At 64.2% G+C, this 17,501-nt stretch carries 14 protein-coding genes; all 14 read left to right on the top strand.

The window, feature by feature from the left end; all coding sequences use genetic code 11:
* The 14 genes from tssC (at nt 1) to ACWGS8_RS27260 (ending at nt 17,472) form a co-directional block, all read left to right on the top strand.
* Entirely contained in the window at nt 1–1,506 is a 1,506-nt protein-coding gene (gene tssC / locus ACWGS8_RS27325) for a type VI secretion system contractile sheath large subunit (RefSeq protein ID WP_010910844.1), read from the top strand.
* Nucleotides 1,507–1,582: 76 nt separating this feature from the next.
* A complete protein-coding gene (locus ACWGS8_RS27320) occupies nt 1,583–2,032 on the top strand; it encodes an Hcp family type VI secretion system effector (RefSeq protein ID WP_454583916.1) in 450 nt (149 codons plus the stop codon).
* Nucleotides 2,019–2,771: a type VI secretion system baseplate subunit TssE gene (gene tssE / locus ACWGS8_RS27315; protein WP_454583915.1), complete on the top strand. Its 753-nt coding sequence runs from the start codon at nt 2,019–2,021 to the stop codon at nt 2,769–2,771. Before ACWGS8_RS27320 ends, tssE begins: the two co-directional genes overlap by 14 nt.
* A gap of 1 nt (nt 2,772) precedes the next feature.
* Nucleotides 2,773–4,647 carry a type VI secretion system baseplate subunit TssF gene (gene tssF / locus ACWGS8_RS27310; RefSeq protein ID WP_454583829.1) on the top strand — a complete coding sequence of 625 codons (1,875 nt, stop codon included), beginning with the start codon at nt 2,773–2,775 and terminating at the stop codon, nt 4,645–4,647.
* Nucleotides 4,611–5,678 carry a type VI secretion system baseplate subunit TssG gene (gene tssG, locus ACWGS8_RS27305; RefSeq protein ID WP_454583828.1) on the top strand — a complete coding sequence of 356 codons (1,068 nt, stop codon included), beginning with the start codon at nt 4,611–4,613 and terminating at the stop codon, nt 5,676–5,678. The genes tssF and tssG overlap by 37 nt, the downstream gene beginning before the upstream one ends.
* A complete protein-coding gene (gene tagH, locus ACWGS8_RS27300; RefSeq protein ID WP_454583827.1) occupies nt 5,675–7,135 on the top strand; it encodes a type VI secretion system-associated FHA domain protein TagH in 1,461 nt (486 codons plus the stop codon). Before tssG ends, tagH begins: the two co-directional genes overlap by 4 nt.
* A 3-nt stretch (nt 7,136–7,138) precedes the next feature.
* Complete coding sequence (gene tssJ / locus ACWGS8_RS27295; RefSeq protein WP_454583826.1) at nt 7,139–7,591, top strand: type VI secretion system lipoprotein TssJ; 453 nt, start codon at nt 7,139–7,141, stop codon at nt 7,589–7,591.
* Nucleotides 7,592–7,630: 39 nt separating this feature from the next.
* Complete coding sequence (gene tssK / locus ACWGS8_RS27290) at nt 7,631–8,965, top strand: type VI secretion system baseplate subunit TssK (protein ID WP_454583825.1); 1,335 nt, start codon at nt 7,631–7,633, stop codon at nt 8,963–8,965.
* A gap of 4 nt (nt 8,966–8,969) precedes the next feature.
* On the top strand, nt 8,970–10,298 hold the full coding sequence (gene tssL, locus ACWGS8_RS27285) for a type VI secretion system protein TssL, long form (protein WP_454583824.1): 1,329 nt from the start codon (nt 8,970–8,972) through the stop codon (nt 10,296–10,298).
* 1 nt (nt 10,299) lies between these two features.
* Entirely contained in the window at nt 10,300–13,830 is a 3,531-nt protein-coding gene (gene tssM, locus ACWGS8_RS27280; RefSeq protein WP_454583823.1) for a type VI secretion system membrane subunit TssM, read from the top strand.
* The gene (gene tagF / locus ACWGS8_RS27275) at nt 13,812–14,354 is read left to right on the top strand and encodes a type VI secretion system-associated protein TagF (protein WP_454583822.1); all 543 of its coding nucleotides are present in this window, start codon (nt 13,812–13,814) and stop codon (nt 14,352–14,354) included. Before tssM ends, tagF begins: the two co-directional genes overlap by 19 nt.
* A complete protein-coding gene (locus tag ACWGS8_RS27270; protein WP_454583821.1) occupies nt 14,354–15,460 on the top strand; it encodes a DUF2169 family type VI secretion system accessory protein in 1,107 nt (368 codons plus the stop codon). Before tagF ends, ACWGS8_RS27270 begins: the two co-directional genes overlap by 1 nt.
* A complete protein-coding gene (locus ACWGS8_RS27265) occupies nt 15,461–16,474 on the top strand; it encodes a beta-ketoacyl synthase N-terminal-like domain-containing protein (RefSeq protein ID WP_454583820.1) in 1,014 nt (337 codons plus the stop codon). It begins immediately after the preceding gene.
* Nucleotides 16,471–17,472, top strand: coding sequence for a DUF4150 domain-containing protein (locus tag ACWGS8_RS27260; RefSeq protein ID WP_454583819.1), 1,002 nt, complete (start codon nt 16,471–16,473; stop codon nt 17,470–17,472). The genes ACWGS8_RS27265 and ACWGS8_RS27260 overlap by 4 nt, the downstream gene beginning before the upstream one ends.
* Nucleotides 17,473–17,501 lie beyond the last annotated feature (29 nt).

Raw genomic sequence — 17,501 nt, 5'->3', positions numbered from 1 at the left:
ATGGCCGAACAGCAAAAAACCGCAGCCGCTACCGCCGAGGCCGAAGCCATCGATCTTGGCGAATTCAGCGGCCTCCTTGAAAAGGATTTCAAGGTCAAGAAGGACGACAGCGAGAAACTGCAGCAGTTGGTGCGCAACCTGGCGCTGGCCGCTCAATCCCGTTCCGAGACGACGACCATCTCGTCCAACGCGATCAAGTCGATCAAGTCGCTGATCGCGGGTATCGACAAGATGCTCACGACGCAGGTCAACGAGATCCTGCATGCCCCGGAAGTGCGGGAGATGGAAGGCACCTGGCGGGGCCTTTGGTATCTCATCAACAACACCGAGACGGACACTAAGCTTAAGATCCGGGTGATGAACATCTCCAAGGAGCAGTTGGCCGACACGCTCGAAGACTATGAAGGCCAGATGTGGGACCAGAGCCCGATCTTCAAGAAAGTCTACACGGACGAGTATTCGATGCTGGGCGGTGAGCCGATCGGCTGCATCATCGGCGCCTACGAGTTCTCCAACCATCCGCGCGACGTCGGCCTGCTGCGAAACATCTCGGGTGTCTGTGCCTCGGCTCATACGCCATTCATCGCGGCTGCCTCGCCGCGGCTGTTCCGCATGGACAGCTGGCAGGAACTGCCGAACCCGCAAGACCTGCAGATGATCGTGAACAACCCGGCCTATGCCTCATGGCAATCGCTGCGCGAGAGCGAAGATGCCCGCTATATCGGGCTCACCATGCCGCGCGTGCTGGCACGGCTGCCTTACGGCTCGGAAACGGTTCCGGTAAAGGGCTTCACTTTCGAGGAAGAGGTGGGCGGCGACCACAACAAATATGTCTGGATGAACGCCGCCTTCCCGATGGGTGTAAACATCAACCGCAGCCACAAGCTCTATGGCTGGGGAACGCAAATCCGCGGCGTCGAGAATGGCGGCACGGTGCTCAACCTGCCGGTGCACGCATTCCCGACGGACGACGGTTCGATCGCAATGAAATGCCCGACCGAGGTCGCCATCGACGACCGGCGCGAGGCGGAACTGGCGAAGCTCGGCCTGATGCCGATCTTGCACCGCAAGAACACCGATCTCGCGGCCTTCATCGGCGCGCACTCGCTTCAGGATGACGAGACGCGCGCCGGGCGCCTGGTCGACCCCGACGCCCAGTCGAACGAACGGCTGAGCGCCAATCTGCCCTACCTCTTCCCGGTGTCGCGTTTCGCGCATTATCTCAAGGCGATCGCGCGCGACAAGATCGGATCGTTCAAGGAACGGACCGATATGGAGATCTGGTTGACCGAATGGATCAACCGGTACGTGCTGGCCAATCCGGCCTTCGCCGACGACAAGGCGCGGGCCAAGCGGCCGCTTGCCGCGGCCGAGGTTCAGGTCGACAGCGTCGAAGGCCGACCCGGTTACTACAATGCCCGTTTCTACCTGCGTCCGCACTACCAGTTGGAAGGCATCAATGCCTCCCTCCGGTTGGTGTCGGAACTGCCGTCAGTGAAGGGCTGAAATCGCAGCGAAGTCATCTTGTTTCATTTGAAAGCGGTGGAGAAAGACAATGCCAGAGAGAGACGAGGCTCCTTCAATGAAGATCGATGGTTTTTTGAAAGTTCCGGACATCAAGGGCCCGAGCAAGCGCGACGGCCATGAAGACGAGATCGAAGTGCATGGCGTCGATTACAAGATGATCGCGCCCTACGACCCGAATTCGCTTTCGCGACGCGGCCGTGTGTCGATGGGAATGATCAAATTCTCCAAGCACTACGACAAGTCGTCGCCATATCTGAAGAAGGCACTGTTCGAGAACAAGGCGCTCGACGAGGTGGTGTTTTCGGCTCGCCGAACCATTGACGGCGAGACCAGCGACTATCTGGTCGTGACGCTCACCGACGCCTCGGTGATGGAATACGATATGCGGCAGGCCGCCGACGAGGCCGATCTTATCGAGGAAGAAGTCAGCTTCGCCTACAAGAAGATCAAGTTCGTCTACAACAAAGACGACGAGATCGAAATGGATGTCTATGTCGGCAAGTGAGGCCAAGCGGCCTGGCGCGAAGCCGCAGCTTGCCGGCAGTTCGCGGGCAAAGCGCGAGGCGGTCCAGCCGTCGCTCTGGGACCGCCTCGTCAACGACTTGCCGGGGCTGGCCTCGGAGATCGATGGGCTGCGCCGTCTGCTTGATGAGGAGCTCGGCGCCGAGCGCGTCGAGGCTCTCCTTGCCGGTAGCGCCCGCGCCATCGATGCCGACGCCGAACTCACGCCCGAGCAGAAACGGCGCCTGCACCGGCTGGTCTTCCAGACCGAGCATCGCGCCGAGATCGAAAGCCGCGGCGTGGTGGTTTCGGCACGCGTGTTGAGAGAAGCCGTGCGGCGCGACATCGAGGCGCTGTTCAACACCGAGCGCTTCGAATCCGTACCGATGCTCTCCGATGCCGAACATGAACAGCCTCTGGACGAACTGCCGTCGCTGGCTGACTTTCCCGAGGTGCGCCGCAGCGTTGTCAATTATGGCGTGCCGTCCTTTTCCGGCCGCTCGTCGCGGGATTTCGACCGCGATGCGCTGGCGCGCGAAATCCGCGCGGTGCTTGCCACCTTCGAGCCGCGCCTGAAGGAGAGCGCCACGACCGTCAACGTCACGCTCGGCGACAAGAACGTCGGCCTCAAGATCGAGATCGACGCGGTGCTGATCATGGCCCCGACGCCGGAGCGTATGCGGCTGCGCACCACGATCAATCTCGACAACGGCCTGGCACGAACCGAATTCCGGGAGACCTGAGATGGATCGGGTCTTCGTGGAGTATTACGAAGAAGAACTGACCCATATCCGGGCGTTGGCCGCGGAATTCGCCGACATGCATCCGGCGGTTGCCCGTAATCTTTCCCTCGACACGGTGCCATGTCCCGACCCGTATGTGGAACGGCTGCTCGACGGCGTGGCCTTCCTGGCCGCGCGCACCCGTCTCAAGGTCGACGCGGAGCGCTCGCGCTTCTCGCGCGCCGTGCTCGATGTGCTTTACCCGGATCTGGTGACGCCGGCGCCGGCGACGGCAATGGCTGTCCTCAAACCCGGCCAACAAGTGCAGTCGATGATTGCCGGCCACGCCGTCGCGCGCGGCACGCGACTGGTCTCCGGCCTCAATCCAGGACTTTCGACGCGCTCGACCTTCACCACCGCGCAGGAGGTCACGCTCTGGCCGATCGCTATCACATCGGTCAGCTACTTCCAGGACCGCAGCGCGCTCGCCGCCGCCGGAATCGCGCCGATCGGCGGCGCGCGCGGCGAGGCGGCGTTTCGCGTCACCCTCGCCCGGACGGGAAAAGGCAAGCTCAGCGAACTGTCGCTCGACCGTCTCGACCTGTATTTCGCCGGGCGTGCCAGGGCGCCGTTGCTCTTCGACGCAATCTTCGGTGCCTGCTCGGCTCTCGGCGCACGGGCGGAAGGCAAGACCAATCCGCTGACGGCGCTGCCCGAGCCTGAAATGATCGGCATCCGCGACGACGAAGCGCTGATGCCGCGCACCCGTCCGACCTTCGAGGGATACCGGCTGCTGCGAGAATATTTCATGATCCCGGAGCGCTTCCACTATGTGCGGGTCGCCGGCCTCCAGCCGGTGGTGCGCAAGTGCGATGGGGGGATCGAAATCATCTTCCTGTTCCGGCGTCCGGTGCCCGAGCTCGCCGACGTGACGGTTGCCGATTTCGAGCTGTTCGTGACGCCGGTCATCAATCTCTTCGAGCGCGAATGCAACGTCATCGAGATCGATCCGCGCAAAACGCGTCAGGTGCTGCACGCCGACCGCACCCGGGCGCGGGATTTCGAGATCTTCCGGGTCACCCGGGTCGAGGACGCCGATGCGGAGAGCGGCGAGGCGACAATTCCCGAATTGTTCAGCCTGGGGCAGAACCGCGGCAGCGGCTGGGTCTATTCGACGGAGCGACGTCCGCGCCGAGCCACCGAAGACGAGCGGCGCGAGGGCCTGACCCGCACCTCCTACACGGGCGACGACGTCTTTATCGCCGTCTCGCGGCCCGCAGGAAGCTTGCCAAACCGGCCGCTCAAGCGTCTCGACATCACGGCGCTGTGCACCAACCGCGACCTGCCGATCCTGGACGACACGCCGACGCTGACGCTGGAGACGGCCGATCCGGTCGAAACGGTGCGCTTGCTTGGAGCACTGCGGGCGCCGCAGCCGGCAATCCCGGCTTCCCTCCCGGCCAGCGCGGCAGGCGAATCCCGCGCCGACAATCTCGCCTGGCGGCTGGTGGCGCAGCTCTCTCTCAACTTCCTCAGCCTTGCCCAGGAAGGCCGTGGCGTCGACCCGCTGCATGCCCTGCTCGACCTCTATGCCGATCGCGGCGATCCCAGCCTCGCCCGCAACGTGCATTCGATCGTGCGCATCGATTCACGGCCGGTGATCGAGCGGCTCCAGATCGACGGGCCAATGTGTTTCGGACGCGGCACCGAAGTGACACTGCATGTCGACCAGTCCGTGCTGGCGGGTCAAAGTTCGCTGCTGCTTTCGGCCCTGCTTTCGCGGCTGTTCGCCCGCCATGCAGGGATAAACGGATTTGTGCGGACCCGCACACGGTTGCTGCAGAAGCAGGAGGATGTGCCATGGCCGATGACGCCCGGCAATCGCTACCTGATCTAGCGGAATCCGCACCGGTTGCGGCCGAACCGTTGCTGGAGAGCTTCGACTTTTTCGAGCTGCTGCGGCGCCTGGAGCAGCGCCGTGGATTGTTCGGCCATTCCGGAACGGCCGACCGCGAGCCGGCGAGACTTGGCCAGCATGTGCGCCTGAGCTTCTCGGCCCGCGACGTCGTCAAGCTCCAGGACGCCGGGGACAAGATCCCCGCGCGGGTGACCGTCGCCAATCTCGGGCTGCTTGGACCGGAAGGACCTATGCCATTGCATCTGACACGCTGGGTGCTCGACCGGCTGTCGCAGCGCTGGTTCACCGGGGCCGATGCCGAGCAGACCAGCGACACGACCTTCGTCGATTTCGTCAACATCCTGCAGCACCGCATGATGGCCCTTTACTATCGCGCCTGGGCTGACGCGCATCCGGCGGTGCAGGTCGAGCGGTCCGTCGGCGGGCGTGTTCGCGCCATGATGGAGGCAATGTCCGGGATCGGTCTCCCCGGCACGCAGGATCCCGAACTCGACACTGTGCGGCTGCGGCAGGCTGGGTCGCTCGCCAACCAGGTCGACGGCGTGGAGCGGCTGACGCTGTTTCTCGCCACCGCCTTCAAGGTCCCGGTGCAGATCAAGGAATTCGTCGCCGCCTGGATCACCATTCCGGCGGCACTGCAGACGCGTCTCGGCAAGGTCTATGCCGGCCTCGGACGCGGCGCGACGATTGGGCCGCGGGTCTTCAGCCGCCAGAGCAGGATCGAATTGCGCGTGGGCCCGCTGGGCCTCGACGACTTCAAGTCGTTCCTGCCCGGCGAACGGCGTCTTGGCCTGTTCAAGAAGGCGGTGCGCGACATGATCGGCGAGACGCTCGACGTCGATTTGCGCATCGTGCTCGCGCGCGACGCCGTGCCACCGCCACGGGTCGGGACCGTCCAGCTTGGCCGGACGGCCTGGCTGGCACGTCCCGCGGAAAAGGGTGACGCCGACGACCTCAGATTGCACACCATCGTCGGCTGGCGGCCTCAAATGGCGGAGGCGGCCGCATGAGCCTGCTGCTGACGCTGGAACAAAGCCCGCGCTCGCAAGTGGTCCGGCAGGCCCGGTTGGACGAGGGCGAATTGGTGATCGGGCGCAGCGCCGATGCCGGCTGGCAGATCGACGACCCGGACATGTTCGTCTCGCGCGCGCATTGCAAGATCAGCGGCGACCGGGACGGCTATTTCGTCACCGACACGTCGAGCAGCGGATTGTTCGTCGATGACTCCGACAGCCCCCTGGGACCCGGCAGGTCGATGCGGCTGCAGAGCGGCATGAGGCTGCGCATGGGTGATTATGTGATCCACGTCGAGGTTCAATCCAAAGCGAACCGGACGTCGGTTGGCCCAGCCCCTGTCGCCGGCCATCCCGCGCCTGCGTGGCCATCGCCGGGAGCGCGAACGCCTGCCAGCATCGGCGGCGACGACTTCTTCTCGGCCAAGGTCGAGGAAGAACCACGTCCGCCACGCCCGGCGGACCTGCCGAACCCGTTCGAGCAGCCTGTTGCCAGGGCTTATGATCGGCCATCGAACCAACGCAGTTCGCCTGCCTTTGACGACCCGTTCAGCCTCGACCCGGTGGCGACGCCGCAATCCAGTGATGTCGGCGCTCCAGGTCAGCCAGATCCGTTCGGGTTCGGCGAAATGCCTTCGCGCAACGATGCGTCCGGGCATGCGGCAAAGCCGGCCAGTTTCGATGACGATTTCAGCTTTGGCCCGGCCGCGACCCCGCCTCTCGCAAACGGCGCCGACCCGTCAGGACGTGTGCAGCATCAGGCTGAAAAACCGCGAGCGGGGCGTCCCTGGGATGGGCCGGTGCAGGCAGCCGAGCCACCGCCGCCGCGACGCGCCGCTCCAACGCCCAGGGCGGCGCGCCCGGCGCAGGCCGCACCCAGCGACATGGCGCTTCGTGCCGCGTTCCTGCGCGGCATGGGCGTCGAGGAGGCCGATTTTCCCGGCCGCGATCCGATCGCCGAAATGGAAAAATTCGGGCGTGAATACCGGCTGATGCTGGATGGCTTGATGCAACTCCTGCGCAAGCGCGCCGAGGAGAAGGGAAGCGCGCGCGTCGCCCAGACGGTGGTCGGCGCTTCCGAGGTCAACCCGCTTAAATTCCTGCCGACGGCAGAGGATGTCATCGTCACCATCATCTCGGAACGCAGTCCGGGCTTTCTCTCCGGCGAGGCTGCGATCGACGACGCGGTAAAGGACCTTGCACAGCATCACGTACGCGCTTGGCGCGGCGTTCAGGCGGCGCTTCGGCGCATGATCGACCGTTTCGATCCGGCCGCGATCGAGGAAGAGCTCAAGTCCAATTCCGCCATCAGCAATCTGCTCTCCGGCGGACGCAATGCCAAGCTGTGGGAGCTCTACCAGAAACGCCATCGCGACATCGCCCAGAGCGCGGAATCGAGTTTCCTGGGCGAGATCGGCGCAGACTTCAGGGACGCATACGAAGAGGAGGAGTAGGACATGATCGACAGACGCGAATTCGTCGTTGCCCTCGGTGCCACGGGGCTGCTTGCGGCTTGCCAGAGCGGCCCGCCGAAACCATCGGTTATCTCGGTCAACGTCACCGGGGGCGCCGGTATGAATCCAGGACCGGGCGGCGGCGACCGGCCGGTGACGGTACTGGTGATGCGGCTTGCCAGCACCGGCAAGTTCAACTCGGCCGACTATTTCGCGCTGCAGGGCGACGCTGGCTCGGCGCTCGGTGCCGACCTCATCGGCTCCGACACGATCTCGGTCGCGCCGGGCAAGACGGCGGCCAAGACCATCACGGTCGAGCCGAACGCCACGGCGCTCGGCTTCGTGGCGCTGATCCGCGAGCCAGGCGGACGCAACTGGCGCACGACTAAATCGGTATCGCCAGGGTCGAAATTTACTATCAATGTCAGCCTCGGCAAGGGCGGCATTTCCGCCTAGCGACAGGGCCGCGGATGGTTGTGTGCAGAAAGTAGTGGCATGAGCGATGCAAACAGGGTGCTGTGGTCGGAGGGCCTGTTTCTCAGGACCCAGCACTTCCAGCAGCAGGATCGGTTCTTCGAGGGCATGGTGCGCAGCGCATTGCAGGCCGGCCAACTCCATACTTTCGGCTTCCAGCAACTGACCCTCGACCAGTCGCTGCTCGATGCCGGCCAGGTCTCGATCGTCTCCGCCCGGGGCATTTTCCCGGACGGCACACCTTTCTCCATCCCGGAACTGATGGATGCGCCAAAGCCGCTGCCGGTCACGGCCGACACCGGCGCCGGTCCGGTGCTGGTGGCACTGCCGCTCGAGCCGCCCGGTGGCGTCGGGTTCGATCCGGCGCATGCGGCATCGACGGGCGCGCGCTACCACGGCAAGATCGTTTCGGTGCGCGACGCCGTCCAGAGCGGTGCCGATGCGGAAGAGATCGAGATCGCCCGCCCGCAAGCCGCCCTGCTTGCGCCCGGCAAGTCGGTCGGCGGTTATACCGCCTTGCCGATCGCCGACATAAAGGGTGTGCGCGCCGACGGCGGCATCTCGCTCGATGAGACGTTCCTGCCGCCGACGCTGATCACCGGCGCGGTCCACTGGTACCGGCAATTGCTGCAGGAGGTCGTCACCGGCCTCGACCAGATCGCCGAAGCGCATGGCAAGATGGTAATGGGCGGTGCTGGCCGCAGCGTCGAAGACCTATTGATGCTGCACCTCGCCAATGCCGCTCGTCCGCGGCTTGCCCATATGCTGGCGCAGGATGTCTTTCATCCGGCCGAACTCTATCTCGAACTGGCCGGACTGGCCGGCGAGATGGCAACCTACGGCTCGAGCTCGCGGCGGCTCGGCGAATTGCCGGCCTACGATCACATGGCGCCCGGCCCCGCCTATATGGCGCTGGCCGACGCCCTGCGCTCGCTCATCCTCAGCCTGCGCTACATCGAGCCGAAATCGCGCGCGCTGCCGGTCATGCGGCACGCGACCAATGTCTGGAAAGTACGCATCGACAACCCGAAGCTCTTGGTCGCCAGCCGCATCGTCATCCGCGTCGGATCGGAACTGTCGGAAGACGCGCTGCGCAAGATCTTCGTCAACCAGGCGACAGTCGGCGCCGCTGACCAGTTCGAAGGTCTTTGGAAGTCGCGCCTGCCGGGCATTCCGCTGAAACCGCTTCATTCGCAGCCACGCGAGATTCCCTATGATGGCGACCGGCTGTGCCTGGAGCTTGACCAGAAGAGCGAGCATTGGGCCTCGTTGCTCGACGCCCCCGGCTTCGTCATCGGCGTGTCCGGTGTCCTGCCGAGCGAGCCGCAGGTCGACTGCTACTCAGTGAACAGGTGAGGCCATGAGCCGGGATGATCCTTTCGGACTGTCGGAGGATCGCGAACGCACACGCATCAGGCTGGCGGGCGCCGCGCCACGGCCGATGGCGCCGCTGGCACCAGGCACGCCGGTCAAAAGGGCGCGCGCCCATCCCAACACGCTCATCAATATCTTCGCGCCGTTGCTCGAATTCGCGCCGGAGCTCGAAAGCGCGCTGGCGCCGGAGAACCCGGAAGCGATGCGCACGCGCCTGCTCGACGAGTTGGTTCAGGCGCGCGACGCCGCGATGGCAGCGGGCTCTTCGCTGGAGCGCGCCGACCAGGCGGCCTGGGCCGTGGCGGCATTGCTCGACGACCTCGCGCTGAACACGCCGTGGGGCGGCGCCAGCGCCTGGCCGCGCCAGCCGCTGGTGGTCATGCTGCGTGGTGACGTCGATGCCGGCACCCAGTTTTTCACCCGCCTTGACGAGCTGGAGCGCCATCCCAACCGTGACCGCGAGATGCTTGAGCTTCAGTATTACTGCCTGGCGCTCGGCTTCCGCGGCAAGTATCGGGTGCCCGGCCGCGCCGGCGACCGCTCGCTCAATGCCGTGCGTGTGGCAGCGGCTCGCTTCCTGCGCAATGCGGACGCCGAGGACGCGCCGCTGTCGCCGAACTGGAAAGGCGTGATCGCTTCCGACGAGCCGCAGCGCTTCATCGTTCCGATCTGGGTGATGGCACTTGCCGCGGTTGTCGTCGCGGCTCTCGTTTATATCGGTCTGTCGATGGGCTTGAGCAATCAGGCGGTCGAACTCTCCGCCCTCGTGCGCACGCTGCCGCCAGCCTCACGCGCGGACGTTACCCGCGCCGCGCCCAAGCAGGATGCGCCCGAACCTGAACCGCCACAGCCGGTCGATTTCGCGCTGCTGCCCGCGTTCAAGGCCGAAGCGCCGGCGAGCCTCAAGGACGCGCTCAGCGGCACCGAGAGCGTCTCGCTGGCCAAGCTGATCATCCAGTCCTCCAACCCGGAACTCTTCCAATCTTCGCGGCCGACGCTGTCGCAAGGCTATGAGCCCCTGATCCAGTCGATCGCCAAGGTGATCCTCGCCAATCAGGAACTTATCGGAAACATCACGATAGTCGGCCATACCGACAATGTGCGCCTGCAACGGTCCAATCCGCTCGCGAGCAACCAGCGGCTCTCGGAGGCACGCGCCCAAACCATAGCGGACCTCCTGGTGCAGGCTGGCGTGCCGCAGGAGCGCATCCATTCCGAAGGCCGCGCCGACTCCGATCCGGTGGCCGACAACTCGACGCGCGAGGGCCGCGCGCTCAACCGGCGCGTCGAGGTCCTGGTCGAGAAAAGGCTCTGAGATGTTCATCCTGCGCTTCCTCTGGGCGGTCATCACCTCGCGCTTTCTCTGGACGCTGATCGGCCTTGCGCTGCTTTCGCTTTTGATCTGGGTGTTCGGCCCGATCGTCCAGGTCGGCCCGTACGCGCCATTCGAATCCGACAATGTGCGCATCGCCATCATCGCGGGGCTGATCATCCTGTGGCTGATCTGGCTGATCATCGCGCAACGGCGCGCGATCCGCGCCAACCGCATGTTCGTCGCCGAGATCGCGGCACCCGTGGCCGAAAAGCAGCTCACTCCCGGCGAGGAGAGCGTTGCAGCCGTCGGCGCGAAGTTCAGCGAGGTGATGGCCGAACTCAAGCGGCGCAAGCTCGGCGGGCGGAAGTTTCTGCGCGAGATGCCGTGGTATGTGATCGTCGGGCCTCCGGCCACCGGCAAGACCACGGCGTTACGCCAGTCGGGCCTCAATTTTCCGATCGATCTGACCGATGATCTGCAGGGCGTCGGTGGCACGCGCAACTGCGACTGGTTTTTCTCCGAGAACGCGGTGCTGATCGACACAGCGGGCCGCTACGTCCAGCAGGAGAGCCAACCGGACGTCGATGCCGCGGAATGGCTGGGCTTCCTCGACCTTCTGAAAAAGCACCGGGGTCGCCGCGCGCTCAACGGCGTCATTGTCGCGCTGTCGATCGATGCGCTCTCGGAAGGCGACGAGGCGATCAAGGCGCACGGCCGCAAGATCCGCCGCCGGCTGGCGGAGCTCAACGATCGACTGGAGATTCGTCTGCCTGTTTACCTGATGCTGACGAAGGCCGACCTGATCAAAGGGTTCGAAGCCTTCTTCGGCGGCTTGTCGACGAGCGCGCGCGAGCAGGTGTGGGGAACCACCTTTGCGCTGGATGCCCGCGTCAACGCCGGCTTGATCCAGGCGGAACTGGCCAGGCTTGGCACCGAGCTGGAGCGAAGGCTGGTGCCGCGCCTCGAGGACGAAGACAAGCTTGGCTCACGCGCCGAGATCTTTCGCTTTCCGGCGCAGTTGGCGAGCCTCTGCGGGCCGATCCAGGTGCTGATCGAGGCGATGTTCGGCGAAAGCCGTTACGAGGAGGCCGCGTGGCTGCGTGGCCTTTATCTGACATCGGCGACACAGGAAGGAGCCCCCATCGACCGCCTGACCGCGGCGTTATCATCTTCGTTCGGGCTGCCGCCGCGCCGCGCCATGCCGGCGGCGCGCGTCGAGAAGCGCAGCTTCTTCCTCAGGAACCTTCTCACCGAAGTGATCTTCAAGGAGGCCGGCCTTGGCACATTCGATCCGCTGGCGAAGCGCCGCCGCGCCTGGATCTGGCGCGGAGCCGCCGCCGCCTGTGCGCTCGCGGCCCTGCTGGCCGGCGGGCTGTTCACCTGGTCCTACCTCGACAACCGCAATGCGATCACTGAACAGGCCGGCCAGTTCGAAGCCCTGCAAGGGCCGCTGACCCAAATCGCCGCCACGCCCGCCGCGGTCGAGCAGCCGACCATGGATGGCGCGCTGGCGGCGATGGACGCGGTGGCGACCGCCCGAACGCCGCCGCCAGACGCCGCCCATAACCTGCTCGGCCCGACCGCATCGCCGGAGCTGCTGCGCGCACAGACCGATACCTACGACCATGCGCTGCGCAACGTGCTCGAGCCGCATATGGTCGCCCTGCTCGAGGCCACGATGTGGCGGCAAATCCGCGATCCGGATTTCATGCTCGGCGCGCTGAAGACCTACCGGATGATGACCGGCCTGTCGCAGATGGACACCGATTTCGTCCAGAACTGGTGGGTGAACAGCCTGCCGCAATTCGCGCCGGCTCCGCCTTTCCCCACGACCGACGCCGAAGAGCACCAGCTCGCCGCCATCCGCCGCATGGCCGTCGACGACAGCTACATCGCCCCGGACAAGGCACTGGTCGCGGAGGCGCTGAAGACTGTATGCACGATCTCGCTGCCGGAGCGCGCCTACAAGCAGCTCCTGGCCGACCCGGAAGTAGCCGCCCTCAAGGAATGGGTGCCGGCCAATTTCGCCGGGCCGAACGGAGCCAAGGTGTTCGCGCGCCGCTCCGACAAGACGCTGCGAGTCGGTGTTCCTGGCCCCTACACCTATGCCGGCTTCCACAACGCGATCCTCGATCGGGTCGAGGATGTAGCAGGACAGGCGGCCCTCGATCGCGCGGTGTTCGCCGGCGGCTGCTCGGAGAATTCCGAGACATCGGTTTCGGCGCTCTCGCAGGACATCTTGAAGCTCTACTATGACGACTATATCGCCCAGTGGGACTCTTTCCTGCGTGACATGAGGCTTGCCCCGCTAACCGATCTCAACATCGCCAGCGAAAACCTCAAGGATCTCTCCAGCGCCGACTCCGCGCTGAAGCGCCTGTTGACGGCAGTGGTGCAGGAGACCGACCTCACCCGCTCCGACGATGCGCCGGCCGACGCGGCCGCCAAGACCGGCTCCAAGCTGCTCAGCAAACTCGGCAAACTGGGTAAGGTGGTGACCTCGGGCGCGAAGCTCCTGCCGCGCGCCGGCTCCGCCAACCAGGTGGACATGACCGGCAGCTTGGTTGCCGATCATTTCAAGCCGCTCAAAGGCACCATCGCCCAGGTCGACGGCCAGCCGCCGGCGCTCGACGCCGCCGTCGTGGCGCTGACGGCATTGTCGAATGTGTTGCAGACGGTGACCGCCAATCCCAACCCGCAGGATGCGATCAAAAAGCAGGGCGGCCTGGCCGAACTGACGGGCGCGGTCGCCAGGCAGGCGCAGATCCTGCCTTCGCCGATCAACGAGTGGCTGGGCGGCATTGCCGGCGACACCAGCGGCCTGTCGCAGAAGGCCGTGACCAACGAACTGAACGCCATCTGGCGGGCCGACATACTCCCTTTCTGCCAGGCGGCGCTCAGCAACCGCTATCCATTCAGCCCGGACAGCGCGGTCGATGTCAATGTGCGCGACTTTCAACGTCTGTTCGGGCCGACCGGCCTGATCGATGCCTTCACCAACGACCATTTGATCAACTATGTCGACACCGCCAGCGAGCCGTGGAAATGGCGTGCCGATTTCGGCCTCGACCCAGCGGCGCTCGCAGCGTTCGAGCAGGCGAGGCACATCCGCGACGATCTGTTTCCGGGCGGTACCGGCCCGGTGATGAACTTCACGCTGGAACCCAAGGACCTCTCCCCCAACGTGACGCGGGTCACGCTCAACCTCGATGGCCAGAACCTCGTCTACTATAACAACGCAACCAGGCCGCAGCCGATGACGTGGCCCGGCAAGGATGGCACCGGGGTGATCTCGCTCGCCTTCCAGCCGGTCGACGGCTCTCCCGAAGTGATGCTCAACGAGACCGGCAGCTGGGCGTGGCTCAGAATGCTGCGCGGCGGCCGCTTCGCCGCGACCAAGCTCACCGACGTCTACAGCCTGCGGCTCGGCACGAAGGGGATGTGGGCCGATTTCGAACTCAAAGCCGCCAGCGTCGAGAACCCCTACACGCTCGAAATGTTCAAGAAGTTCACATGTCCGCCGCAGATCTGATAGTGCCCGGTTTCTATGGCAAGATGCCCGCCACCGGCGATTTCGTGACCCGGCGGCTGCCGGCGGATTTCGTGCGCATATGGGACCGCTGGCTGGCGCAGCACATCGTGCCGCTGTTCGGGATGGAAACCTGGCCGCAGGGCATGGCGTTGCGTTTCCTCAGTGGGCCTGGTTCCTTCGGCGCCTCGGCCGGCATCCTACTGCAAAGCGCCGACAGGGTCGGCCGGCAATTTCCATTGAGCGTCGTCGCAAGGCTCCCGGAGGCGCCCCTTAAGCTGGCTTTTGCGGATGCATGGTTCGAAAGCATCGAAACCTTCGCCTTGGCCGCGCAGCGAGGCGAGTTGACGCCCGATGAACTCGACACGGCATTGGCCACCCTGCCCGTTCCGCTTATCGATGGCGAGGGCGATCTCATCGACGAGTTCGTGGCCTGGACGGCGCACACGGATATTTTCGACGTCGATCAGCAGGCGCCGCAGCCGACCTTGGAGCAGATCTTCGCCGCAAGCTGGGAGACCAGCTGATGCAGATCTGGAACCAGATGGGCTATCCGCATCAGTTCACCATGGGCATGGACAAGGCCGGCCACGAATGGATCGTGGTCGTGGTCAAGGGCACCTTCGATTTTCCGACGAAGCCTGGCGGGCTGGTGCAGAAATCGACCGAGCAGGCGCCACTGGTCATGGCCGACACCCAGACCGGCGTGCCGGGCTATTCGGCGACACTGTGGGAGACAGACTTCGCCTTCCGCAAGCCGCGCTGCGATGTGGTCGCCAATGGCTTCGCCTACGCACCGGGTGGGCGCCCGGTGGAGCGGGTTCCGGTCGGCATCAAGGTTGGAAATTGGTCGAAACTGTTCGAGGTCGTCGGCCATCGGGAATGGCGCTCCATCGGTCCGGTCTTTACCGCGACCGCGCCGCAACCCTTCCTGAAACTGCCTATCTCCTATGACGTTGCCTGGGGTGGCGTCGACAGGCTGGATCCAGAGGACAAGCTTCCCGCCAGCTATAAATACAACCCGGTCGGAACCGGATGGTCGCGCACCAAGAACCAGCGCCTGGTCCCAGGCCTGCGCCTGCCCAACACGCAGGCGGTCGGCGAGGACGTGCGCTCACCCTTTGGCGACTACAGGCCGATGAGTTTCGGGCCGATGGGGCGCGGCTGGCCGGGACGCATCGAATATGGCGGCACCTACGACCAGAACTGGATCGACAATATTTTTCCGTTCCTGCCGCCGGATTTCGATGAACGCTATTTCCAAATGGCGCCACCGGACCAGCAGATCGACCATCCAAGGGGCGGCGAGGACGTGCAGCTGATAAATTTGACTCCGGCAGGCAGGGAAAGTTTCCGCATGCCAACGACAGCGTTGCCGCTGACGCTGTTCAAAGGTCGCGAAAAAGCGTTCGTGGGCGAGCTTCTGCCGGATACGGTGCTGTTCGATCCGGAGAGGCGGCGGTTTTCGCTCGTCTGGCGGGTGCAGCAGCGCCTCCAGCGCACGATCCTCGATTTTTCGGAATGCTGGATCGGGCCGCCAACACCCGGCATGCAACGCGCCTATGCCAAGCGCAAACGTTACATCCGCAAGTTCAACACTCCGCTTCGCGATGAAGAAGACGAGGCCGCATGAATGGACGCTGACCTCGACATCGTCTCGGCGGGCATGGTGACGGCAGTCGGCCTCGACGCGCCATCAAGTTGCGCCGCGATGCGCGCCCGTCTCGACGGTTTCCAGGAAACGCGTTTCCTTGGCGCCGCCGGCGAGTGGCTGATCGGTGCGCCCGTGCCGCTGCCGCGCAACTGGATGGGCGCAAAGCGCCTCGCTCATATGGCCGCCGCAGCAATTGTCGAAGCGTTCGACGCGATGCCCGAGGCCCGGGGCAGGACGGCCCTCGTTCTTTGCCTGGCTGAAGAGGACCGTCCCGGACGTCCGGCGCCTGACAGCCGGCACCTGCTTACCCAGATCGAGCAGATCACAGATATCGTTGGTCCCATTGCCGCGCGCGTCGTCGCGCATGGCCGTCCGTCCGGCCACGTTGCGTTAGAGGCAGCCCGTCGCCTGCTCGCCTCCAATACTGCTCCTTTTGTGATAATTGTCGGGGTGGACAGCTATCTGACCTCCCAAACCATCAACCATTATCTAGCCCGTGAGCGGTTGCTCACGCCACAAAACTCGAACGGCTTCATTCCGGGGGAGGCCGCTGCTGCGATTCTCTGCGCGCGCACAGGCGGCACCATGCATCTCACAGGGCTCGGCCTGGCACGTGAAGAAGCTCATATTTACAACGAGATGGATATTCCCTTCCGAGGGGAAGCAATGACAACCGCTTACAAGGAAGCGTTTGCTGGGTCAGGGCGCCTCCATTCAGATATCATTCTCAAGATGGGAGATTTCGTCGGCGAAACGTACTGGTTCCAGCAATGTGCCCTCGCCATGCTGCGCACACAACGCGAGCACTCGGAGGTGCGGCCAATATGGGCGCTGGGCGCGAGCTTGGGGAATGTCGGGGCGGCCGCTGTCCCGGTGATGCTGGGGTGGGCGCTGTCGGCGATACAAGGTGGCTACGCGCCATCGGGGCCGATCCTGATCGAGGCCTCGGGCGATGATGGCGCATGCGGCGCTGCCGTGGTGGAGGCAAGATGACTGTCTTCGCGAACGGGCGAGAGATTTCGGCAGAGGCGCAAGGCTGCAAGGTCATTGCAGATTTCCCCGACACATGTTTCACCCCGCCCGAGAATCCGGCAACCCCGCCGGGCGTGCCCGTCCCGTACCCTGATTTCGGGGTCGATTCCGATCTGACGTCGGGTAGCGGAACCGTGAAGATTGGCAACAAGCCCATCAGCCAGGAAAATAGTAGCTGCTACAGCAAATGCAGCGGCGATGAGGCCGGGGCGGCGGCAAAAAAAGGAATAATCACCTCAAAAAATACCGGCAAGGTCTACGCACACGGCTGGTCGTCAGACGTCAAGGTCGAGAGTAAGGGTGTCGTTCGACTCGGCGACATGGCCACCAGCAATCACGGGACCGATCCCGGCGATGCGCCCCCAATGGTGATCGTTGGAAAGCCGGCATTCGGAATTCCTGGCGATGAAGACTGCATGGTCGGCAGCTTCGAGGACATTCACGAAAAGTGTAACGCGAAAAAGGACCCTACTGATCCGTTGGCTAAGCCGGGTACGCAAGGTGTAGCTCACCAAGCTCACCATATCGTTCCGGACCGCTGTTTTCGCGTCAATAGCGAAGATCGAATGGCGAACCCGCCGTTTCCCAGCAGGGACCAAGGCATTTGCATCTGCATCCCTCGCGTGAACCACTCGGCGGCTCGGCCGCCGACAGGCGAGGACGTCACGGTGCACCATCACCTGGACAATGCTTTGACCGAACTCGGCGAGCAAGTCACAACAAGAGCCAACCCGCGCGGCGTCGAGAAGGTAGATAAAATAAGAGACCAATGTTTGGCTGCTCTTGCTGAACTGGTCGATGATCCTGTGTCCGCAGACTGCTTTGAAGTGGCGTGTGAAAAGGTGACCGAGCAAACAGAGCCAATCAAGGACAAGTATGCTCGTGCGGAGAAGAGTTCCAGCAATATGAGTCCTGCCGCCAAGGGCGTGCTGAACAGGCAGCATCTGCCAACGGCATGAGATCGATGCCAAGGGAGTATTGAGCAACC

It is taken from the genome of Mesorhizobium sp. 43Arga (genome assembly GCF_053714255.1).
The sequence above is the reverse complement of the archived record's forward strand: the minus strand, read 5'-3'. Positions and strand labels throughout refer to the sequence as shown.